Annotated in this window: 19 protein-coding genes and 2 pseudogenes; 6 read left to right on the top strand and 15 right to left on the bottom strand. The window is 67.1% G+C overall.

Annotated features, from left to right (window positions below):
- The first annotated feature begins 15 nt into the window (after nucleotides 1-15).
- Complete coding sequence (locus N177_RS19775; RefSeq protein WP_023434208.1) at nucleotides 16-1920, top strand: TRAP transporter permease; 1905 nt, start codon at nucleotides 16-18, stop codon at nucleotides 1918-1920.
- A 42-nt stretch (nucleotides 1921-1962) separates the two neighbouring features.
- On the opposite strand, the gene N177_RS21215 is transcribed toward N177_RS19775, so the two are convergent.
- The 3 genes from N177_RS21215 to N177_RS19760 form a co-directional block, all read right to left on the bottom strand.
- Nucleotides 1963-2511, bottom strand: a complete 549-nt coding sequence (locus N177_RS21215; protein WP_081718720.1) for an FCD domain-containing protein — start codon at nucleotides 2509-2511, stop codon at nucleotides 1963-1965.
- Between the two features lie 317 nt (nucleotides 2512-2828).
- On the bottom strand, nucleotides 2829-4409 hold the full coding sequence (locus N177_RS19765; RefSeq protein WP_160170950.1) for a winged helix-turn-helix domain-containing tetratricopeptide repeat protein: 1581 nt from the start codon (nucleotides 4407-4409) through the stop codon (nucleotides 2829-2831).
- A 201-nt stretch (nucleotides 4410-4610) separates the two neighbouring features.
- Nucleotides 4611-5531 (bottom strand): class I SAM-dependent methyltransferase, encoded by a 921-nt coding sequence (locus N177_RS19760; RefSeq protein WP_023434206.1) that lies wholly within the window; start codon nucleotides 5529-5531, stop codon nucleotides 4611-4613.
- A gap of 302 nt (nucleotides 5532-5833) precedes the next feature.
- On the opposite strand from N177_RS19760, the gene N177_RS19755 reads away from it, so the two are divergent.
- Nucleotides 5834-6316 carry a cupin domain-containing protein gene (locus tag N177_RS19755; RefSeq protein ID WP_040486302.1) on the top strand — a complete coding sequence of 161 codons (483 nt, stop codon included), beginning with the start codon at nucleotides 5834-5836 and terminating at the stop codon, nucleotides 6314-6316.
- A gap of 543 nt (nucleotides 6317-6859) precedes the next feature.
- Here the strand turns inward: N177_RS19755 and N177_RS21210 are convergent.
- The 11 genes and pseudogenes from N177_RS21210 to N177_RS19715 all read right to left on the bottom strand — a co-directional run.
- A pseudogene (locus N177_RS21210) lies at nucleotides 6860-7083 on the bottom strand (transposase zinc-binding domain-containing protein); the annotation flags it as partial.
- A 5-nt stretch (nucleotides 7084-7088) separates the two neighbouring features.
- Nucleotides 7089-7439 carry a tyrosine-type recombinase/integrase gene (locus N177_RS22430; RefSeq protein WP_425280810.1) on the bottom strand — a complete coding sequence of 117 codons (351 nt, stop codon included), beginning with the start codon at nucleotides 7437-7439 and terminating at the stop codon, nucleotides 7089-7091.
- Nucleotides 7436-7573, bottom strand: a complete 138-nt coding sequence (locus tag N177_RS22425) for a site-specific integrase (RefSeq protein ID WP_023434203.1) — start codon at nucleotides 7571-7573, stop codon at nucleotides 7436-7438. The genes N177_RS22430 and N177_RS22425 overlap by 4 nt, the downstream gene beginning before the upstream one ends.
- A gap of 206 nt (nucleotides 7574-7779) precedes the next feature.
- Nucleotides 7780-7929, bottom strand: a pseudogene (locus N177_RS22420) (integrase); the annotation flags it as partial.
- Between the two features lie 407 nt (nucleotides 7930-8336).
- On the bottom strand, nucleotides 8337-9404 hold the full coding sequence (locus N177_RS19745; protein WP_023434201.1) for a GlxA family transcriptional regulator: 1068 nt from the start codon (nucleotides 9402-9404) through the stop codon (nucleotides 8337-8339).
- 10 nt (nucleotides 9405-9414) lie between these two features.
- Complete coding sequence (locus tag N177_RS19740) at nucleotides 9415-10389, bottom strand: dipeptidase (RefSeq protein ID WP_023434200.1); 975 nt, start codon at nucleotides 10387-10389, stop codon at nucleotides 9415-9417.
- 44 nt (nucleotides 10390-10433) lie between these two features.
- The gene (locus N177_RS19735; RefSeq protein ID WP_023434199.1) at nucleotides 10434-11720 is read right to left on the bottom strand and encodes a TRAP transporter large permease; all 1287 of its coding nucleotides are present in this window, start codon (nucleotides 11718-11720) and stop codon (nucleotides 10434-10436) included.
- The gene (locus N177_RS19730; RefSeq protein WP_051402497.1) at nucleotides 11717-12268 is read right to left on the bottom strand and encodes a TRAP transporter small permease subunit; all 552 of its coding nucleotides are present in this window, start codon (nucleotides 12266-12268) and stop codon (nucleotides 11717-11719) included. The genes N177_RS19735 and N177_RS19730 overlap by 4 nt, the downstream gene beginning before the upstream one ends.
- An 86-nt stretch (nucleotides 12269-12354) precedes the next feature.
- Nucleotides 12355-13392 carry a TRAP transporter substrate-binding protein DctP gene (gene dctP, locus N177_RS19725; RefSeq protein ID WP_023434197.1) on the bottom strand — a complete coding sequence of 346 codons (1038 nt, stop codon included), beginning with the start codon at nucleotides 13390-13392 and terminating at the stop codon, nucleotides 12355-12357.
- A gap of 67 nt (nucleotides 13393-13459) precedes the next feature.
- On the bottom strand, nucleotides 13460-13948 hold the full coding sequence (locus N177_RS19720; protein ID WP_023434196.1) for an amidase family protein: 489 nt from the start codon (nucleotides 13946-13948) through the stop codon (nucleotides 13460-13462).
- A 172-nt stretch (nucleotides 13949-14120) separates the two neighbouring features.
- Complete coding sequence (locus N177_RS19715) at nucleotides 14121-14819, bottom strand: isochorismatase family protein (RefSeq protein WP_023434194.1); 699 nt, start codon at nucleotides 14817-14819, stop codon at nucleotides 14121-14123.
- A gap of 121 nt (nucleotides 14820-14940) precedes the next feature.
- On the opposite strand from N177_RS19715, the gene N177_RS19710 reads away from it, so the two are divergent.
- On the top strand, nucleotides 14941-15852 hold the full coding sequence (locus tag N177_RS19710) for a LysR family transcriptional regulator (RefSeq protein ID WP_023434193.1): 912 nt from the start codon (nucleotides 14941-14943) through the stop codon (nucleotides 15850-15852).
- Nucleotides 15853-15907: 55 nt separating this feature from the next.
- Here N177_RS19710 and N177_RS19705 read toward each other — a convergent pair whose 3' ends face one another.
- Nucleotides 15908-16870: a LysR family transcriptional regulator gene (locus N177_RS19705; RefSeq protein WP_023434192.1), complete on the bottom strand. Its 963-nt coding sequence runs from the start codon at nucleotides 16868-16870 to the stop codon at nucleotides 15908-15910.
- A 133-nt stretch (nucleotides 16871-17003) separates the two neighbouring features.
- Between N177_RS19705 and N177_RS19700 the strand changes: the two genes are divergently transcribed.
- Genes N177_RS19700 through N177_RS19690 form a run of 3 tightly spaced genes read left to right on the top strand, consistent with a single transcriptional unit; the run spans nucleotide 17004 to nucleotide 19833 of the window.
- The gene (locus tag N177_RS19700; RefSeq protein ID WP_023434191.1) at nucleotides 17004-17873 is read left to right on the top strand and encodes an ABC transporter permease; all 870 of its coding nucleotides are present in this window, start codon (nucleotides 17004-17006) and stop codon (nucleotides 17871-17873) included.
- Entirely contained in the window at nucleotides 17873-18661 is a 789-nt protein-coding gene (locus N177_RS19695; protein WP_023434190.1) for an ABC transporter permease, read from the top strand. Before N177_RS19700 ends, N177_RS19695 begins: the two co-directional genes overlap by 1 nt.
- Before the next feature lie 29 nt (nucleotides 18662-18690).
- Nucleotides 18691-19833: an extracellular solute-binding protein gene (locus N177_RS19690; protein ID WP_023434189.1), complete on the top strand. Its 1143-nt coding sequence runs from the start codon at nucleotides 18691-18693 to the stop codon at nucleotides 19831-19833.
- The last annotated feature ends 14 nt before the right edge of the window (nucleotides 19834-19847 follow it).

Raw genomic sequence — 19847 nt, 5'->3', positions numbered from 1 at the left:
CGCGAAAGTCGAGACATGGCCGAGACGAGCTGGTTGTTCCGCGTCGAGGGCGCGCGGCGGACACTGACCGGGTTCTATGCGCTCGCCTTCAACCTCGTCGCCATCGGCTTCGCCGCCTTCTACCTCTACACGTCCGGCTTCGGCCTGATCTCCACACAGACGAACCGCGGCATCTACCTGATGCTGACCTCGGTCCTCGTCTTCCTCCTCTATCCCGCCCGGAAGGGAAGCCCCACCTCGCGGCCGAGCGCGGTCGACCTCGCCCTCATCGCGGCGACCGTCGTCTGCATCGGGTACTGGATCGACCAGTACGTCAGCTACGCGATCTTCAGGGTCTCCTCGCCGAACGACTACGACCTGGCGATGGGCGCGATCGCCATCGTCGTGATGCTCGAGACCAGCCGGCGCGCGCTCGGCCCGATCATCTCGATCATCGCCATCGTCTTCCTGCTGCAGCTCTACTTCGGGCAGTACCTGCCTGGGCGTCTGTCTCACCCCGGGATGTCGGTCGAACGCATCCTCGAGTTCACCTTCTCCACCCAGGAGGCGCTGTTCGGCGTCGTCACCGCGACCTTCGCCACCTTCGTCTTTCCCTTCATGATCTTCGGTGCCTTTCTGGAGCGGTCCGGCGCAGGCGCCTTCTTCATGGATCTCGGGACGGCGCTCGCCGGGAGGTGGCGCGGCGGACCGGCCAAGATCGCGGTGATGACCTCGGCTCTCTTCGGCTCGATCTCCGGCTCCTCGGTGGCCAACGTCGTGACCACCGGCGCCTTCACCATCCCGCTGATGAAGCGCACGGGCTTCCGGTCCCACGACGCCGGTGCCATCGAGGCGATCTCGTCGACCGGAGGACAGTTCATGCCGCCGGTCATGGGGGCCGGCGTCTTCATCCTCGCGACGCTCACGGAGACGAGCTACCTGACGATCGCGCTGATGAACGTCATTCCGGCTGTCGTTTTCTTCATCTTCCTCCTCTCGATGGTCGACCTCGAGGCCGTTCGCCTGAACCTCAAGGGCCTGCCGAGGGAGGAGATTCCGCCTCTACGTTCGGTGCTCGCGCGGGGCTGGCAGTTCTTCGTGCCGCTCGTCACCGTCGTGGGGCTTCTGTTCTCCGGTTTTTCCGCCGAGTTCTGCGCCTTCTGGGGAACCGTGTCGGCCGCGGCCCTCTCCTGGCTGCGCCCGGAGACGCGCATGGGTCCGATGGCTATCGCCCAGGCTCTGGCGGGCGGTGCCAAGAGCAATGCCGCGGCCGGAGCGGCGATCGGGACGCTCGGCGTCATCATCGGCGGCATCGTCCTGGCCGGTCTCGGCCTCAAGTTCTCCGCCGTGCTGATCGACTTCTCCGGGGGATACCTGTTCGTGGCTCTCTGCCTCGTCACGCTCGTGTCGATCATCATAGGGATGGGGTCGAGCACCACAGGTTCGTACATCATCCTTTCGGTCGTCGCCGCGCCGGCCCTCATCAATCTCGGCGTGCCGACCATTGCGGCGCATCTGGCGGTCTTCTACGCGGCCTGCCTTTCGAACATCACGCCTCCCGTCTGCGTCGCCGCCTTCGCCGGCGCCGCCATCGCCGGGGCGCCGCCGATGAAGACAGGCTTCGCAGCGCTGAAATTCGGCGCGACGCTCGTGCTCATGCCGTTCAGCTTCGTTTATGTGCCGGAACTGCTTCTGGGCGGCACGCCGCTTGAGATCGCCTACACCACCGCGCTTTATGCGCTCGGCTGCGTCCTGCTGGCGATCGCCATACAGGGCACCGAGCCGATCGGCGGCGTCGTGTCGCGGCCCCGGCGGCTCGTCTTCGGCCTGGCCGGCGCCATCCTGATGTTCCCGACATCGATATGGATGGATGCGGCCGGCCTCGCCCTGTTCGCTGCGGCCGCGACGCCGACCCTGATTGCCAGGCGAGCGGCCCTCTGACGCGCTGTCGCAGCCGCAAGGGCAAGCGTTCCGGCCGAGCCACTAAACGGTGGTCGGCCCATCTCGATCGCCGTTCCGCCCCAGAGACGGATTCCACGCAGAGGCTCGGCCTCTCGCGGGCGCGTCGGGGCGGGACGTTCGCGCGGGCGGGATATCCTCTCCCCGCACGGCGTTCTCGGGAGAAAGACCGACCGCCGTCCGCCTGTAGTGCTCCGCCGTCAGTCGACAGGCAGCATCAACATCGCGCGCCAGCACCGCATCCGCAATGGCTGCGTCCTCTGCGCCGGGGTCGCGGGGCGTGCGGTGCAGCCCTATGGAGGCGAGACGGTAGCGGGCGCACTGATCCTGCATGAGCGCGCGTACGCACAGCAGCCGGCGCGAGTTGCAGGCTGACGCTGCAGCGGCGTGGAAGGCGGCATTCGCCCGTTCCCATCCCTCGAGGGTCTCTCGCCCTTCACGCAAGGCTCGATCGGCCTTCTTCACGCGCCAGGCGGCTGCGGCCATTCCAGCTTCCCAGTCGTCGTCGCCGCCAGGGAGCGACAACCGGAGAGACGCGATCTCGACCCCGACCCGCGCGACGTTCAGGGACATCGACGACAGCTACGGCAGCAAGCGCCTGCGGCAGAAGGAGGTAGACGACCTCGCCGGCCTCGCGCTGCCCGAGGGGGCGGATTTCCAGCCGTATCTGATCCGGAGCGACCCGCTGAAGGACCTCCCATGGAAGCGGTGGCGATAGCCGGAGGTGTTTCGCCGAACGCTCCAGCCATTACTGCTCGTGGGGAGCGAAGGGGACGGCCACGGAAGTGATTTCCGTGGCCGCTCCTGGCCGACAGGAGAACGGCTATCGCACCCCACGATGGGCAAACGGCCGTGCTCTCAGCTTGAATAGTGACTGCGGAGGCGCGCTGTCACGGCACCCCAACTCGCCGTAATCCCTCCAGGAACAATTCGACCTGCTCCGGCCGCTTCACGTAGAAGAGGCGCTCTTCCGCGAAGCGTTGCGAGAAGCAGGGATTCTTGCGGAAAAGGCTTTCGGCCGCCCTCCGCGCCTGCTCATCCTCGCCCAGATGCCCGAGGGCGGAAACGAGGTTCGCATGTGCCCAGTAGTGGGAGTTCGGCACCTGCGTCGCCCGGCGCGCCCACACCGCGGCCTGATCGTACTGTTCCCCGAACAGGTGCGCCAGTGCCCGGTATGACATGAACGCCCACCGGAATGGGTCGTGAGGACTGAGGTCGATGGCGGTCTGGAAGCGCCCGATGGCCTCTTCGAGCCTCCCCTCGTAGGCGAGGGAGTCCCCCAGCCCACAATATGTGAGTGCCAGGCACGGGTTCAGGGAGAGTGCCTCCTCGAGCGCGTCGATCGCCAGCTCGTATTCGCAGCGGGCAAGGCGGACACGCCCCAGCGAGAAGTGCGAGTTGGCATCCTGTTCGTCGCACTCGACCCCCCGCAGGGCATGTTCAAGCGCTTCGTCCATTCGCCCTTGATCGCGCTCTCCCTCGAAATAGACCATTTCGAGGATCATCGCGTAGGCGAGCCGTCCGTACGGGCTGCCGAACGAGGGATCCTGCTGGATCGCCTGTCGCATCAGCCGCTGGCAGCGGCGGTTGCTCTCCGGCGTGAAGCGCGAGAACTCGATCGAGCCCAGTTGGTAGATTTCCCAGGCACCGAGGTTCTTCCGGGGCTTGCTCGCCGCCCGTTGTTGCTCCGTGATGCCGAGCTCGGTTGCGATGCGCGCGGAGACGAGGCGGGATATCTCCTCCTGCAGCTCGAAGATCCCCGTCATGTCCCGATCGAAGCTCTCGCACCAGATCGAGCGGAGATCATGCGCGTCCAGCGTCTGCACCGTCACGCGGACGTGGTTTCCGTCCCGGCGGACGGAGCCCGTGACCAGGTAGTCGGCGCCTGTCTTTCCAGCGACCTTCGTCAGATCCTCCGCCGTCCCGACCATGGAGAAGGCAGTGCTGCGCGGGACGACGCGCAACCAGCGGGCCTTGGAGAGGGCGACGATGATGTCCTCGCTGATGCCCAGGGCCAAGACCCGGCCCCTGCCGTCCTGGTCGAGGCTCGTGCAGGGCAGCACGACCACCGTCGGAAATGCCGCGCGTCCACCAGAGGCGTCCGCTTCTGAGGGAAGCCCCTCCAGGGGCTCGGAGCGCAGACGAAAGCCACGCCCGTGCACGGTTGCGATCAGGGCTTGCGCATTGCCGTCGTCTCCCAGCGCGCGGCGTGCGGAGCGGATCTGGCTGCTCAGCGCAGCCTCCGAAACGATCCGGCCCTGCCAGACTTCATCGATGATCTCGTCCCTGGTGACGGTTCGACCGATATTCGAGGCGAGGCAGGCCAGCAGGTCGAAGGTGCGGGGCTCTACGGAAACGATGTCACCAGCGCGGCGCAGCTCGAACCTGGCCAGGTCGAGCTCGAACTCGCCGAACCGTACCGCACGATCAGCTTTGCCGCCGGATTCGCTCTGGCTTACAGGGCGACGCATCGTCGCCTCCCGGACCTGGAGCACCGGTTCAAGTTCCCGGTCGCCTGCCTCGGCCACTCCCTTCATCAGGAGCGGCCGGCGCACGAGACCTGGCACGAGACCTGCGCAGCAAGAGCCACAGGCTGACCTGCGAACTGACCTGCGAAGTCTCATGCGAGCAGGCTAGCAGAGGCGGGCAGGATGCCGCAAGGGAAGGTCCTGTCAGTGGCCGCCATCGGCCGGGTTCACCCCGCTGATGACCCAGGACGAGCTCGGCATGATGATCCCGTCCGCGGCCGTCGTCTGACTGCGAATGGCTTCGGCCAAAGCGGCTTCGATCTGGGGCCGCTTTGCCTCGGCCTCCTGGCCGGCCTCACGGAACACCTCCCCCGCCGGACCGATGGCCAGTTGGAACTCGATGGCATCACGCACGTCATGACCGATCAGTACGGGCGCGTCGACGCGCTTGAACTGCACATCCCGGTACCCGGCGATCTCCATCATCTTGCGCACCGTCTCCTCGTCCGCCATCGAGAACGGACCGGGGCCGCAGGTCCGGGCAGCGTCCCCGGGTTGGGGCAGGAAGCGAAGCACGACTTCCTTCGCCATCGAGAGCCAAGGGTTTGCGCTCGGCTCCCGCCAGACGATGTGGACCATCCGGCCGCCAGGGCGGAGGGCGCGGCGCATGTTCCGCAAACCGCCGACCGGATTGGCGAAGAACATCGTTCCGAAGCGGGCGAACACGAGGTCGAACTCCCCTTCGGGCAGCGCGAACTCGGCGTCGCCACGCATGAAGGACAGGTTGTCGATGCCCGCCTCCTCTCGATCCGCCTCGGCGGCGGCAAGAAACGCATCGCAACAGTCGACGCCGACGACGCTGCCGCGGGGACCGACCATCCGGGCGAGCTTGATCGCGGTGTCGCCGAAGCCGCAGCCGACATCGAGCACCTTGTCCCCTTGACGCACGGGCAGTGTCGGGAACACAGCCTCGCTGTGACGGGCGAGGCCATCGACGAGGATATGCCTGAAGCGGATGAATTTCGGGGCCAGAACCTCGTTCCAGAACTGCACGAACTCGCTGTCTGCCGCTGACGGAGTGACGAGCGCGGACTGACGATCGCTCTCTTGCTGCACGGAGCTCATGGCGAACCTCCCTCTGGTGATGGATCGGCGGGAGCGTAGCCGAGGCCGGCCCCACGTGCTTGCGGGATTCATGGGATTTTCCTGAGGAGCCTTCGCAGCTCAGGGGCACTCTGCCGTGGCCGACCGTGGGAGGCGGCGCCCGCTTTCAAACGCCTTGTGAAAACCCTCACGAAAAACCCCTGAAGCCTGCAAGCGGTGCCTCGGGATTTGCGTGCAGCATCGAATTCGGCGGCCTGCGATGGTTGCCGCCACCCACAGCCAAGGGGGTGGCACGGATTGATGTAAAGGAGATCGCAATGCCGATGTCGATCAAGAACCACACAAGCCAAGCCGCCGGCTGGCTTGCGGCGGGGCTGGTCCCCGCTCTGCTCGCACCGGCGGCTGTCGCACAGGAGCATGTCCTCATAAAGAGCGAGGAATTCCGGTACGAGCCCGGCCCGGCATCCCTGGACGAGGGCGCGGAATACTCCGTCCTCTATGGCGACCCCGCGAGCGAGGGCGTGTTCGCCATGCGGCTGCGCCTCCCCAACGGCTACCACATCGCGCCTCACCATCACGGACAGCCGGAGATCGTGACGGTCATCTCCGGTACGTTCCATATCGGCATGGGCGAGGAGGCCGTCCGGGAAGACGCGACGGCCCTCAGGCCCGGCGGGTTCTTCGCGTATCCGCCCGGCATGGCCCACTACGCCTATGCCGAAGGCGAGACCGTCATCCAGCTGAACAGCACCGGGCCCTGGACGATCACCTATGTGAACGACGAGGACGACCCGAGGAAGCAATGAGGCGGCACGGCACGGCTCCACTAGGTGCCCGGCGGCGCCACGCTGATGGCCCGGACGTGCCTGGTACGCGACCACGCTCGCCCTGACAGCGCTCTCATCCATCGGCGTGGTGGTGACCCTGCACGAGGGACTTTGGGCGGCGACGATCAGTCATTTTTGCCATCCTGGCACTGGCGGCTCTGCTGCTGAGCTCCCGCAATCACGGTGCGGCCGGTCCGTCCATGCTGGCTGCAGCGGGAGCCGCCTGCCTCCTCTGGCCAGAAGAAGAACGTGAGCATGGGCGTGTCCGGAGGGATGTCCGGGAGCGGAGGACGGCTATGTGCCGCGGCCCTTGAGGAAGCGGCCATTTCGGCGGCCTGCAGCTGCCTTGCCAGCAGGCCGCGCCGCCCGCCGTTAAGCGGGTGATGAGCCCTCCTGACGGCGACAGGTTTCAGTCGCCATTGGCCACGACGCCGGGAGCACCCATGTATCTGCTAAGCTTCTATCGCGTTGATCGCCGACGTTGCGGCCGCAGGCCACTCCACCGCTCATACCGGCGGCCGCACCCTGGCACTTCGGGCAGTGCCGGTTTTTTCGCAACTGTTGTAGGAGATCCGCCGATGGCCGCAGTCCTCGCAGGCCTCGACGTGGCCGCCGAGGGCAGCGGTACGACACTCGATCGCCGACATGACCTTGAGCTGCGCAGGGCTCAGATGGCCGGCATTGGCGGCCCGGTAGGCAGGCCCGGCAGCACGGAACACATCGGCGACCTCGAGCGCGGCGCGCAACGGACTCAGCCGCCGGGCGTCGCCTCGTCGGGCATGAACATCGCGAGCCTGTCGAGCGGGCTCGTCACCTTGCGCACCGTCCGCGTCGCGGCCTTGGTGTAGAAGGCGGTGTCGTCGAGCTTGGCTTGGCCGAGCAGGGCCTGGATGACGCGGATGTCGGTGCCGTCCTCGAGGAGGTGGGTCGCGAAGCTGTGGCGCAGCGTGTGCGGTCGGCCCGCTTGGCGATCTCGGCGCCCCGGGCCGCCTCGACGACGATGCGATGCAACTGGCGTGTGCTGATCGGCTTCATCGCGTTCTGGCCCGGGAACAGCCAGCCGTCGCGATGCACCACGCCTTGTTGCCGGCCGAGCTTTCACCTCTGGCGCGACAGGGTCAGCAGGTCGTGCGACAGCATGGCGTTGCGATACTGGCCGCCCTTGCCGCGTTCGACCCTGAGCAGCATGCGCTCGCTGTCGACGTCGCGGACCTTGAGCATCGAGACCTCGAACACGCGGAGGCCCGAGCCATAGGCGACCGACAGCGCCGCCTGATACTCGAGGCAGGTCGTCGCGTTGAGAGCCTCGCCACCTCGTCCCGGCTGAGCACCACGGGCAGCTTGCGCGGGTAGGCGACCCGGACGAGCCTGCGCGCGAGATCGGGCCGGTCGATCGTGTGGGTGAAGAAGTACCGCAGCGCCGCGACGATGCTGTTCATCGTCGGCACCGGTACTCCGGTGTCGCGCTGTTCGATCTGGAAGAGCCGGAGATCCTCCGCCGTCGCCGTGTCGGGCGGCCGGCCGAGATACGTCGCGAGGCGACCGACGTCACGGAGGTAGTTGCGCTGTGTCGTCCGCGAGAACCGGCGCATGTTCATGTCGTCGATCAGCCGCTGGCGCAGACGGCTGACGGGCGCGGCGGGAAGGGAGGTGGTCATCGTTCGGCTCCTCTTGCTGAAGGGAGCCGAAATGCTCTGCCCGTGCCCGACCGGCCTCAATCGAGGCGCGGCGTCTGCAAGCTTACCTCTGCCTCACCACTCGCGCCCCTCCCGCGCAGCGGGTTCGTTCTTCGGCCAGCTCGGGTCGTTCGAAGAACGCCCGGAAGGAGCGACGGCCACAACGCATGCAGGGCCGGAGGAATGTTGCCCGGATTGCGGGGCACCTCGGCGTCCGCAGTCGCCCCCCGTGCAACGACGTCGACAGTCGCGGCCTGAGCATTCCTGAGGGTACGGCGCAGGGGTATCACGCGGCCTGACTTGCCCGGCAGGGCACGCGATCATCAGCGCGGATCGAGGGGTGGGGGTGAGGGCCGGCCGAACACCCTCTGGCCGGCGATGCATGTGAGGCGGCGGCCGTCTTCGCCCGATCTCCGCACCGTGCTCGGCGGGACGCCGAACCGGCGCCTGAAGCTCCTCGTGAAGTGGGAGTGGTCCCGGAAGCCGGCGGCGGTTGCGATCTCCATGATGCTCGACCGGCCGCCGCGCAGGAGCGCCATCGCATAGTCGAGCCGCATCCTCAGATAGGTGGTCGCGGGCCCCTCGCCGAGCGTCTCGTGGAACAGCCGCTCGAGCTGGCGCCGCGACAGGCCGAGCCGCTCCGCGAGATCGGGCGTTGCAAGCGGCTCGAACAGGTTCTGCTCCATGAGGAGCATCGCCCGGCGCACCCGCGGGTCGGCGGCCTCGAGCCCTTCGCGGGGCAGGGGTTGCGAGCGCTCCCCCGTCCTCGGACGGTCGCCGAGGAGCACCTGCCAGCTCTTGTCAGCGACGGCTGCGCCCAGGTGTCGGACGACGATGTCGTGCGCGAGGTCGGCGACGCTCAAGCCCCCGGAGCAGGTGATGCGGTCGCCGTCGACGACGTAGAGGCGGTCGGCGATCGGTTTGTGCCTCGGAAACTCGTCGACGAAGTCCTGATAGTGGAACCAGCTGACGCAGCACCGCCGGCCGGTCATCAGGCCGGCCCGCGTCAGGACGAAGCTGCCGGTGCACAGGCCGACGAGGCGCACGCCGGCCTCGGCGGCGGCACGGATGTAGGCGTAGCACTCCTCGCTGACCTGCGGCCCCTCCAGGATGCCGCCGACGACGACCAGATAGTCGTAGCGCGAAGGGTCGGGGTAGCGGGTCGAACAGGAGACGCTCGCGCCGCAGCTCGAGCGTGCCGGTGACGACCAGCCGCCGAGGATCTCCCAGCTGCAGTCGATCGGGCGCGAGCGGTCGCCTTCGTCGCCAGCGAGGCGCAGGCAGTCGACGAAGAGGGAGAAGGCGGAGAGGGTGAATCGGTCGGCGAGGACGAAGCCGACCTTCAGCCGGCTTCCGTCGACCTTCGGCTCAGGGCTGAAGACGGGTGCCATGGCTCCCGCGTCACAGCCAGACGCGGTCGAGGAGGGAGAGCCAGTTGCCTCCCATCACCTTCTCGATGCGGGCTTCCGGCCATCCCCGGCGCTCCATCGCCGCGGTGAGGTTCGGGAAGTCCTCGATCCGCCTGATGCCCTCGGGGTTGACGATCTCGCCGAAGGTCGTGAGCGAGCGGCCATACCCCTTGTCGCGGGTGATGTACTCGAAGAAGGCGTCGTCTTGGTCCTGCGTGAAGTCCGTGCCGATGCCGGTCTGGTCCTCGCCGGCGACGTTCATCACGTGCTCGATCGCGTCGATATAGTCGTCGATCGTCGATTGGATCCCGCGATTGAGGAAGGGCGGGAAGAACGTGACGCCGACGAAGCCGCCGCGCTCGGCGATCAGCCGCATGTCCTCGTCGGACTTGTTGCGCGGATGGTCCTTGAGGGCAGCCGGCAGGCAATGGCTGAAGGCGACGGGGCGCTTCGAGTGCTCGATCGCGTCGCGGGCCGTCTTGTTGCCGACATGGCTCAGGTCGACGAGGATCCCGACCCGGTTCATCTCGTCGACGAGGTCACGCCCGAAATCGGTCAGTCCCGTGTCGGTCGTCTCGTAGCAGCCGCTGCCGACCGTGTTCGTGGTGTTGTAGGTGAGCTGGACGATGCGCAGGCCGATCTCGTGGAAGACCTGCACGAGCGGCAGGTAATCGCCGAAGCCCGTCGAGTTCTGCCAGCCGAGGATGATGCCGGTCTTGCCGGCTTCCTTGGCGGCCCGGATGTCGTCGGTCGTGTAGATCTGCGTCAGGATGTCGGCGTTCTCGCGGATCCGCGTCTTCCAGTCCGCCATCGCCTTCATCGTGGTCGGGAAGTCCTCCCAGACCGAGCAGGTGCAGTTGGCGGCCGTGATGCCGCCTTCGTGCATCGCCTCGAACACCGGCCGGTGCCACCGGGAAATGATGAGCCCGTCGACGACGACGAGGCGCTCGTGGAGAGAGGAAGACATGGTGTCGCTCCGAAGGAAGAGCCGCAGTCGGGGGTGGCCGACGGTCAGTAGAAGCTGGGCAGGAAGAGGACGATCTCCGGGAAGACCGTGAAGACGACGATCATGCCGAGCATGATCAGCCAGAACGGTATCGTCGCCCACGCCGCTTCCGAGAGCTTGACCTCGCGTTCCGTTATCGTGACCAGGACGAAGAGGTTGAGCCCCACGGGCGGGGTGATCATTCCGATCTCCATGAGGATCGTGACGATCACGCCGAACCAGACGGGATCGTATCCGAGCGACATCATGAGCGGGAAAGTGATCGGCAGCGTCATCAGAAGCAGCGAGATGCCGTCGAAGAAGCAGCCGAGCACGAGATAGACGAGCACGACGAAGAACAGCACCCAGCTGGCGGAAAGCTCCATCTCGGTGAGCATCGCCACGAGTTGCCGCGGCAGGCCGAGAATGCTGACGGCCTGGGCCAGGATCAGCGTGCCGAGCATCACCATGGCGATGGCACCGAACACCTGCACCGAGCTGAGAACGGCCGCCCACAGCCTGGGCAGGCTGAGGTCGGCCCACGCGAAGCCCAGGACGATGGCGGCGACGACGCCCAGCCCCGCCGCCTCGGTCGGCGTCGCCAGGCCCATATAGATCGTGCCGAGCACGAAGAAGATGAGGATCGGCAGCGGCCAGATCTGCAGCAGGCCGCGCCCGATGTCGCCCCAGCTCGGCGCCTCCTCCGTCTCGGGCGTGAGCCCCTCCCGCAACGAGTCGACCAGCATGAGGTAGAGGCCGAAGGCGAACGCCAGGACGAGGCCCGGAATGATGCCCGCGAGGAAGAGCCGGCCGATCGAGACGTCCTGCGTCGCCCCGTAGATGAGGAGCGACAGGCTCGGCGGAATGAGAAGGCCGAGCGTGCCGCCGGCGGCGAGCGAGGCCACGACCAGCGGCCGGTCGTAGCCGCGCCGCGAGAGCTCGGGATAGCCGACCGCACCGATCGCCGCGGCGGTCGACGTGCTCGAGCCGCTGACGGCGCCGAACACGGTCGAGACGGCGATATTGGTGTGCAGGAGCTTGCCCGGGATCCTGTGGAAGAGCGGGGTCAGCCCGTTATAGACGCGGGTGGAGATGCCGCTGGCGAGCAGGATGTCGCCGAGCAGGATGAAGAGCGGCACGGCACTGAGCGAGAAGTCGGAGAAGACGTTCCAGACTGCGGTGATGGCGAGCCCGGTCGCGCCGCCGGCCTGGAACTCGAGCAGGATGAAGCCCGTCAGGCCGAGCGCGGCGCCGAGGACCGCGGCCGTCGAGATGCTGATCAGGAGCGCGCCGGCGAGGATGGCCCAGGTCAAGCGTGCAACTCCTGTCCCCGCGCATGGAGCTCGCGGTTCTCCTCCATCAGCGGCGGGCGGCCGAAGAGGATGCGGACGGCGTCGACGAGCTGGATGAGCGCGATCAGCGCCGCGACGAGGAACGTCGCCGGCAGAACCATCATCCACGGCCACAAGAGCAGCGAGCCGATGTCCGAGCTCGAACCGATCTGGCGCGAGAAGTCCGCGAAGTCGAAGGCGTTGTAGATGAAGGCGGCGGCGAAGGTGATGAAGATCAGGACGGCCAGCACGTCGATGAGGCGCCGCCCCCGGTCGGGCAGGTTCCCGACGACGATGTCGACCGAGATGTGCCGGCGCTGGAGAAGCGATATCGGGATCGCCAGAAAGGACGTGCCGCAGAACAGAAGCCCGACGAGCTCGTCGGAGAACATCAGCGGGGCGCCGACGAAATAGCGCATCACCGTCGCCAGCACGACGAGCGCCGTCATCAGGATCAAGGCGACCCCGGCCAGCACGTTCATTGTCCAGACAAGCCAGCGCAAGCCCTGCGCGATCACTCGCATCGCCATCTCATCCCCCGCCTCTTCGTTGCCGTGCCCCCGTCCGCGCCGGCGTGGGTAACATGCCGGCGCGGACCTTCACATGCGGAACGGGCTCAGTTCAGCTCGCCGATGGCTGTCTGCATCCGCTCGTAATACTCCACGCCCTTCGGCCCGGCTTCCTCGGCCATCTTCTTCCACTCGGCTTTGGCGGATTCGACGAAGGCTTCGACATCGGCGTCCGAGAAGGGCTCGAGCATCTCGATGCCGAGCTCCTCGCGCTCCGCGCGTGCCGCGGCCTCGCGCTCGGGATCGACGGCCAGCGACTTCGTCTTCTCCCACATGGCCTCGCCGGCCGTGGTGAGGATCTCCTGCTCCTCGGGGGAGAGGTTGTTCCACGAACGCTCGCTGATACCGAACATCCACGGCACGGCCGCCCACGGATGGAGATACGCCTCGTAATCCGTGACCTCCTGCAGTGAAACGGTCTTCGCCACGGTCGAGAGATAGTAGGCGCAGTCGATCACGCCGGTCTGCAGGGCGACATACATGTCGTTCTGCGGGATGACCTGCGCGGCGACGTCGAGGCCCTGGAAGGTCTTGACGAGGTGCGACGCCCAGACGCGCAGCTTGCGGCTCTTGAGGTCCTCGAGCGTGTTGACGGGCTGCTTGCAGTGGATGCCGACGTCGAAGACGGGGCTCACCACGCCGCCGACCGTCTTGATGTTCCACTCGGCGTAGGCTTCCTCGTAGATGCCGCGCAGCGTCGGCAGGAGCTCGAGATGCTGCTCCGGCTCGGTGATGGCGCCCTGGACGTAGACCGCGGCGAGCTCCGGAGCGTCGCGCGTGAAATACTCGCCGTAGAGCATCGCCATGTCGATGTCGCCGCGCTGCAGGATGCGGAGGAGGTCCGGATCCTTCAGGCCGAGCGAGCCTGCGTGGTAGACCTCGACCGTGAGCTCGCCGTTCGAACGCTCCGAGACGTCGTCGGCGAACTCCTGGAGGAACTGGGCCTCCGGACGGGATTCGACGATCTGGCTGTGCATGCGCAGCGTCGTCGCCGCGGCGGAGCCGGCCGTGCCCATGACGGCGGCCGTCACGAGGAGGCCGCTCAGAAGGGAGCGCAGTGAGAGGCTTCTGGCTTCGATCGACATCGATATTCCTTTCTTGTCTGGAAGGTCGGGGTGGCATCCTCGGCGCATCGCGGGCGCGCCGGGTGGACTAGGCGAGGGACGGTGAGACGCGGCCGGTCACCCCCTCGAGAAACTGGGCTGCCTGCAGGAGCGCGAACTCGCCCTGCGGTCGGCCGACGAGCTGGAGCTCCACCGGCAGCCCGTCCGCCGTCGGCCCCACGGGCGCGGAGACGACGGGGCAACCGGAGAGCGTGAGGACGAAGGTGAGGGACATCCAGTCGGTATACGACTGAAGCGGCTCCCCCTCGATCCGCGTGGGGAAGCGCTCGGTCACGGGAAGGGGCGGAACGATGACGGCCGGACACGCCAGGAGGTCGTGATCCCCGAAGAAGTCCATGAGCCGCATGTGGATCTCGCCGCGGGCGCGCTCTGCGCGGGTGACCTCCTCGCCGCCCTGGCCGTCCACGGTTTCGATCCGGGCGATCGACGCCTCCACGAGCTCGCGCGGCGACACCTCGCGACGGCGCAGGAGGTGCACCGTCTCGGTCGCCGTGAGATCATGGAGCGCGTCAGTCATTGGGCTGAAGGTCTCCGTGTCCCGGCCGGTGGGGAGCTCGGGCCGTGACCGTGTCGCCACCCCGCCCGAACCCTCTTCCGGTTGGAAAATTTGTTTCGTATCAGGAACAGAGTCGCGCGCGCCCGAAGGGTGCGCAAGCGCGAAATGGAGCCGGTTCCGAGGGCCGCGGCCATCAGGCCGCCGCCGCGGTCCTGAGGCCGTCGAGATAGTCGACGCAGGTGTCCACGCTCTCCACGTCGCCGAACTTCGCGTCGATGTCGAAGAGGTTCCACAGCACCGCACCCGGGATGCGGTCGCCAATGCATTCGCGCACGGCAATCGTCCGGAAGCCGTCGGCGAGGCCGTCGCAGATCGTCTCGCGGACGCATGCGGAAGCCGTGACGCCGGTGACGAGGATCGTGTCGACGCCGGCCGCGCGCAGGAAGCCTGCGAGATACGTGCCGTGGAACGCGCTCGCCCGCTTCTTCACGAGGACCTGCTCGCCGGGAATGGGCTCGATCCGGGAGTCGATCGCCCAGAGGTCCGGCCGGTCTTCCGGCACGGCCTCGACCGGAATCTTGCAGTGCCAGAGGCCCATGTCGGTGTAGGGGTCGTTGCGGTCGGCCACCTGGTAGCAGGTCGTGACGTGGACCACCGGCAGCCTGTTGCGGCGGAAGGCGGAGAGGAGCTTCTGGACGCCGGGAATGATCTGGTCGTCGATGTTCTCGCAGGTGAAGGGATTGCCGGGCCGGGTCCAGGCATTGGCGAGGTCCACGTTGATCAGCGCGGGACGCGAGCCGAAGCCGACGCGACGCTGGAAACCCCGCTCGGCGTAGCGGCGGCGGGCCTCGGTGAAGGCGGCCTCGAGGGCGTCCTGGAGTTGATCCGACATCTCTTCGCTCCTGTGCATCGCTCCGACCCATCGTGTCGGCAGGGACCAGCCTGACGCCGGTCATGCCCCAAGGGAAATATCGGTTTCGCATGGATTGATGCGATCGTGTTATGAATGAGCCATGCGATACGAGATGCGGCACCTTCGCGCCTTCATCACCGTGGCCGAGAGCCTGAACTTCAGCCGCGCCGCCGAGCGGCTCGGCACGTCGCAGCCGGCGCTCAGCCGCGTCATCGGGGAACTGGAACAGGCACTCGGCGTGCGCCTCTTCGAGCGGACGACCCGCAGCGTCCGCCTGACGGAGGCCGGGGAGGTCTTTCTGCCGGAGACGCGGGCGACGCTCCGCCAGGCCGGGCACGCCGAGGCGCTGGCCAAGCAGGCCGCAGCCGGCATCAGCGGGACGATCCGCATCGCCTACATGGACTTCGCGATCAACGGCCGGCTGCCGGAGCTCCTCAAGCTGTTCGCGGCTCAGCACCCCGACATCCGGCTCGATCTTCGCTTCTGCCCGACCACGGTCCAGCAGAAGGCGCTCCTGGAGGGCAGCGTCGACGTCGGCTTCCTCATCGGCCGGCTCGAGAGCGACCGGATCGAGAACTACCGCTTTCACGAGGAGCGCTATGTCGTGCTCCTGCCCTCGACGCACCGTCTCGCCCATGTCCGCGAGCTCGAGCTCGAGGCCCTGGCGAACGAGCCCTTCGTCATGGGAAGCGCCGAGTTCTGGACGGCGCACCGCGAGCGGGTGTTCCTCCTCTGTCATCAGGCGGGCTTCTTCCCGGAGATCGTGCAGGAGCCCTCGACCAGCGAGGGCGTCTTCGGCCTCGTCGCGGCCGGCGCCGGCGTCAGCGTCTACGCCGAGTGCGCCCGCAACCTGCAGCGGCGGGGCCTGGTGATCCAGAACCTCGCCAACTTGAATCAGACGATCCCGACCTACGCCGCCTGGGACCGCCGCCTGAGCGCACCGGCCGTCCGGCGCTTCGTCGATTTCCTCAAGCAGGTCTGGGGACGCCCGGGGGCGGCGGACGGCAGCTAGCCGAAGGCAGGGGAGCGGCTTTGGTCGTCGCACCGATGCCGCGCGCTGTCAGTGCTCAACTGTAGGTGCGGTCCTCGATCGGTATGCTGTCGATCCTTGTCGTGAGCATTTTGAGCATCGTCTGCTCGGCGCGGTTCATCGTCGCCCGGGGGTGCCAGACGACGTAGACGTCGACGGCGGGGGGAGAGGTGTAGGGCGGGAGGCGCCAGAGCGAGCCGCCCCTGACGTCGGGCGAGGCGACGTGGAGGGGGAGGGGGCCGACGCCCAGCCCCGCGATGATCATGCGGCGGACCTCCTCCAGATGCGAGGAGGTGGCGACCACCTTCTCGTCGAGCCGCGCCTCCGCCCGCATGATCGCCACGGCGTGCAGCGCATCGGAGAGGCTGTCGGTCACGAAGGACACGGAGGAGTGGCCCTCGAGGTCTGCCCTCGTCAGCCCCTCGCGCCCGAACAGCGGGTGAGGCGGGCCACAGAACAGGCCGAAGAACTCGCGGAAGAGCCTCCGATACTGGAGCGTGGGGTTCTTGTCGTGAACGAGGCACACGGCGAAGGAGGCGCGGCGGGCGAGCACCTCCTCGATCGCGAGGCGGCTGGCCGTCACGTCGATCGACAGGGTTGCGCGGGGGTGGGCTGCGTGGAAGTCAGCCAGTGTCGCATCGAACACCGGGCTGAGGACGTGGCTCGCCATGAAGATCCGCACGTGCCCGGAGATCTCCTCGCCGACGTCGCGGAGCGCGATGCCGAGCCGGTGGATCGAGCCCTGGATCTCGATCGCCTCCCTGTAGAGGATGCGGCCAGCTTCAGTCAGTTCGAAGCGGCCGGGCCCGCGGTCGATCAGCCTTCGCCCGAGCCGCTCCTCCAGGCGCCTGAGGGCGTTCGACACCGTGGGCTGCTTGAGCCTCAGGCGCTCGGCGCCGCGCGTGACGCTGCCCTCCTGCACCACCGCGATCAGCGTGCGGAGGAGATTCCAGTCGAGGTCGCGCGCAAGCCGCGCGCCGGGATCGTCGGCCGTGCTCATCCGGGCATTCTGCAGGGGAATAGCGGGAATTTCCATTATCTATTTGAGGAATGCCCGCTGTCCGGATCATCCTGATCAGGTTCCGGGCAGCGGGGGGTCGCCGCCCGCGCCGACAAGCCCTCAGAGGAGCGCCATGGCCACCGTCGAGGCACGGGAAAGACGCCAGCCGTGGATCCTGCTGTCGCCGGCTCTGGCGGCGGTGACGCTGCTCCTCTTCGTCCCGCTCCTGTTCATCGTGGTCTATTCGTTCTGGCTGCGAACGGCGACGGGCGCGGACGTCGTCGGCTTCCACCTCGACAACTGGCAGGAGGCGCTGACCGACCCGTTCTACAGAGACATCCTGCTCTTCACGCTGAAGATCGCCGCGATCACGACGATCGTCTGCGGGCTGATGGGCTACCCCGCCGCCTACTTCATCGCGCGAGCCGGGGGCAACCGGGCGCTGCTCCTCCTCCTCCTGATGCTGCCCTTCTGGATCAGCTACATCATCCGCACGATGAGCTGGATCAACATCCTGGGCGTCTCGGGCGCGCTCAACTCGATGCTTCTCTGGCTCGGCATCGTCGATGAGCCGCTGCAACTCCTCTACAACCAGACCACGGTCGTGCTCGGCCTCGTGCACTTTCTCCTGCCGTTCATGATACTGAACGTCTATGTGAGCCTCGAAGGCATCGACCGGACGCTCGAGCAGGCCGCGAACTCGCTCGGCGCGACGCGCTGGCAGTCCTTCCTCGAAGTGACGCTGCCGCTCTCGCTGCCGGGCCTCGCCGCGGGCGGGCTTCTCTGCTTCGTCCTCTCGGCCGGCACCTACATCACGCCGCTGGTCCTCGGCGGCCCGACCGACGCGATGTTCGCGAACCTCGTCTTCGAGGCGATCATCACCCAGCTCAACTGGCCGCTCGGCTCGGCCCTGTCGCTCATGCTGCTCGCCGTGCTGGGCGTGCTCGTAGCGATCTACAACCACTTCGTCGGCATGAGCCAGCTCGCCAAGGGGTTCGGCTGATGCTGTCCGGCTGGTCGCTCATCCGCGCGTGGACGATCCTCGTCTATCTCTTCATGTTCCTGCCGGTGGCGGTGGTCGTCCTCCTGTCGTTCAACGCCTCGCAGTTCGGCTCCTTCCCGATGACCGGCTTCTCGTTCCGCTGGTTCGTCGAGCTCTGGCACAACGACGCGATCCTCCGCGCCTTCCGCGTCTCCTTCGTCCTCGGCGCGCTGACGGCGGTCATCTCGACGACGCTCGGCGTGCTCGCGAGCCTCGCGCTCATCCGCTACGACTTCCGCGGCAAGAACCTGATCTCTACGGCGCTCATCGCGCCGATCCTCGTGCCCGAGGTCGTGCTCGCGGTGGCGCTTCTCCTGTTCCTGCGCTTCCTCGCGATCCCGAAGAGCTTTCCGCTCCTCCTCATGGGCCACGTCATCTTCACACTGCCTTTCGTCGTGCTCGTCGTGCAGGCGAGGCTCGTCGGCATCAGGCGCGACATCGAGGAGGCGGCGATGTCGCTCGGCGCCTCGCCGCGCCAGGCCTTCTTCGAGGTCACGCTGCCGCTGCTCGCGCCGGCGATCTTCGCGGGCATGCTGTTCGCCTTCACGATCTCCTTCGACGACATCACCGGCACGCTGTTCTGGAAACCAGGCGGCGTGGAGACCGTGCCGACGCAGATCTTCGCGATGCTGAGGAACTCGATCAGCCCGGAGATCAACGCGCTCGGCACCGTGATGATCGTGCTGACCGTCGGGCTGCCGCTGTTGGGAGCGGCGGTCGCCCGAAGGCTCGGCTCGAGGACCAACTGAGAAAACCGCAAGAGAACGAGGGGAACGACATGGACGACACGAAACGCTACGAGCGCCTGCTCGACCGCTATCGCAACGGCGACATCGACCGGCGCAGCTTCCTCGGCCTGATCGGCGCGGCCGGCCTCGCCTATGGCGTCGTCTCGCCGATGGGCCGCTACGCCCGCGCCCAGGACGTGAGCCAGGTGCGGTTCGACGGATGGGGCGGTGTCGTCTCCCAGGCGTTCCGGGAGCTCGCCTTCAACCCCTATGAGGCCAAGACCGGCATCAAGGTCGTCGACGGCACGTTCGGCGGCGCCGACGAGTATCTGAGCCGCGTCAAGGCGAGCCAGCCGGGCGAGTTCAACATCGCCCACCTCTCCGGCGTCTTCGACTATGCCCGCTACGCGGATCTCGGCCTGGCGAGCGAGCTCAACGAAGACAACATCCCGAACCTCGATCTCGTGATCCCGAAGCTCGTCGAGGTTCTGCGCAACTACACGAACGGCTCTCTCTCGGCCGTGCCCTACGACTACGGCACGACCGGCATCGCCTACAACAAGGACCAGATCTCCGAGGAGGAGGCCAAGGAGAAGGGCGCGAGCCTGCTGATCGACGAGGCCTACAAGGGCAAGATCGGCGGCTGGAGCGACTGGCGCACGCGCATCTGGATGGCGGCGCTGCAGACCGGGCAGGACCCCAACGACATCCAGGACATGGACGCCGTGTGGGACGCCATCCGCACCCACCGCGACCTCGCTCTCAAGTACTGGACCTCCGGCGCGGAGCTCATGAGCCTGCTCGCGGAGGGCGAGATCTACACGACGGAGGGCTGGTCGGGCCGAATATACGCATTGCAGGACCAGGGGCACCCGATCGGCTATGTCGACCCGGAGAACGGCTACGGCTGGCAGGAGTGCCTCTTCGTCCCGAAGGGCTCGCCGATGGAAGCCTGCGAGGAGCTCCTGAACTTCATGCTCGAGCCGGAGGTCGCCATCGCGGTGGCCGAGGGGCAGAGCTACCCGCCCTCCCTCGATCCGCAGAAGGTCGACCTCGGCGAGAAGATCCCGAACCTGCCGGCCTTCGACCCCACCGGCACGCTCGACGGCCTCACCTTCGCCAATCCGGCCTACTGGAACGGCAACGAGCAGGAATGGTCGAAGACCTTCGGTCGCATCCAGAAGGGCTACTGAGCATCTGACGGGCG

Origin of the sequence: Lutibaculum baratangense AMV1 (genome assembly GCF_000496075.1) — a bacterium.
In the GTDB taxonomy this organism is placed as follows: domain Bacteria; phylum Pseudomonadota; class Alphaproteobacteria; order Rhizobiales; family Tepidamorphaceae; genus Lutibaculum; species Lutibaculum baratangense.
This window is presented reverse-complemented; position numbering and strand designations above follow the sequence as displayed.

Coding starts and splice junctions, on each gene's coding strand:
- N177_RS19775 (WP_023434208.1), top strand. CDS start 16: ATGGCCGAGACGAGCTGGTTGTTCCGCGTCGAGGGCGCGCGGCGGACA.
- N177_RS21215 (WP_081718720.1), bottom strand. CDS start 2,511: ATGTCCCTGAACGTCGCGCGGGTCGGGGTCGAGATCGCGTCTCTCCGG.
- N177_RS19765 (WP_160170950.1), bottom strand. CDS start 4,409: ATGCGTCGCCCTGTAAGCCAGAGCGAATCCGGCGGCAAAGCTGATCGT.
- N177_RS19760 (WP_023434206.1), bottom strand. CDS start 5,531: ATGAGCTCCGTGCAGCAAGAGAGCGATCGTCAGTCCGCGCTCGTCACT.
- N177_RS19755 (WP_040486302.1), top strand. CDS start 5,834: ATGTCGATCAAGAACCACACAAGCCAAGCCGCCGGCTGGCTTGCGGCG.
- N177_RS19745 (WP_023434201.1), bottom strand. CDS start 9,404: ATGGCACCCGTCTTCAGCCCTGAGCCGAAGGTCGACGGAAGCCGGCTG.
- N177_RS19740 (WP_023434200.1), bottom strand. CDS start 10,389: ATGTCTTCCTCTCTCCACGAGCGCCTCGTCGTCGTCGACGGGCTCATC.
- N177_RS19730 (WP_051402497.1), bottom strand. CDS start 12,268: ATGGCGATGCGAGTGATCGCGCAGGGCTTGCGCTGGCTTGTCTGGACA.
- dctP (WP_023434197.1), bottom strand. CDS start 13,392: ATGTCGATCGAAGCCAGAAGCCTCTCACTGCGCTCCCTTCTGAGCGGC.
- N177_RS19720 (WP_023434196.1), bottom strand. CDS start 13,948: ATGACTGACGCGCTCCATGATCTCACGGCGACCGAGACGGTGCACCTC.
- N177_RS19715 (WP_023434194.1), bottom strand. CDS start 14,819: ATGTCGGATCAACTCCAGGACGCCCTCGAGGCCGCCTTCACCGAGGCC.
- N177_RS19710 (WP_023434193.1), top strand. CDS start 14,941: ATGCGATACGAGATGCGGCACCTTCGCGCCTTCATCACCGTGGCCGAG.
- N177_RS19705 (WP_023434192.1), bottom strand. CDS start 16,870: ATGAGCACGGCCGACGATCCCGGCGCGCGGCTTGCGCGCGACCTCGAC.
- N177_RS19700 (WP_023434191.1), top strand. CDS start 17,004: ATGGCCACCGTCGAGGCACGGGAAAGACGCCAGCCGTGGATCCTGCTG.
- N177_RS19695 (WP_023434190.1), top strand. CDS start 17,873: ATGCTGTCCGGCTGGTCGCTCATCCGCGCGTGGACGATCCTCGTCTAT.
- N177_RS19690 (WP_023434189.1), top strand. CDS start 18,691: ATGGACGACACGAAACGCTACGAGCGCCTGCTCGACCGCTATCGCAAC.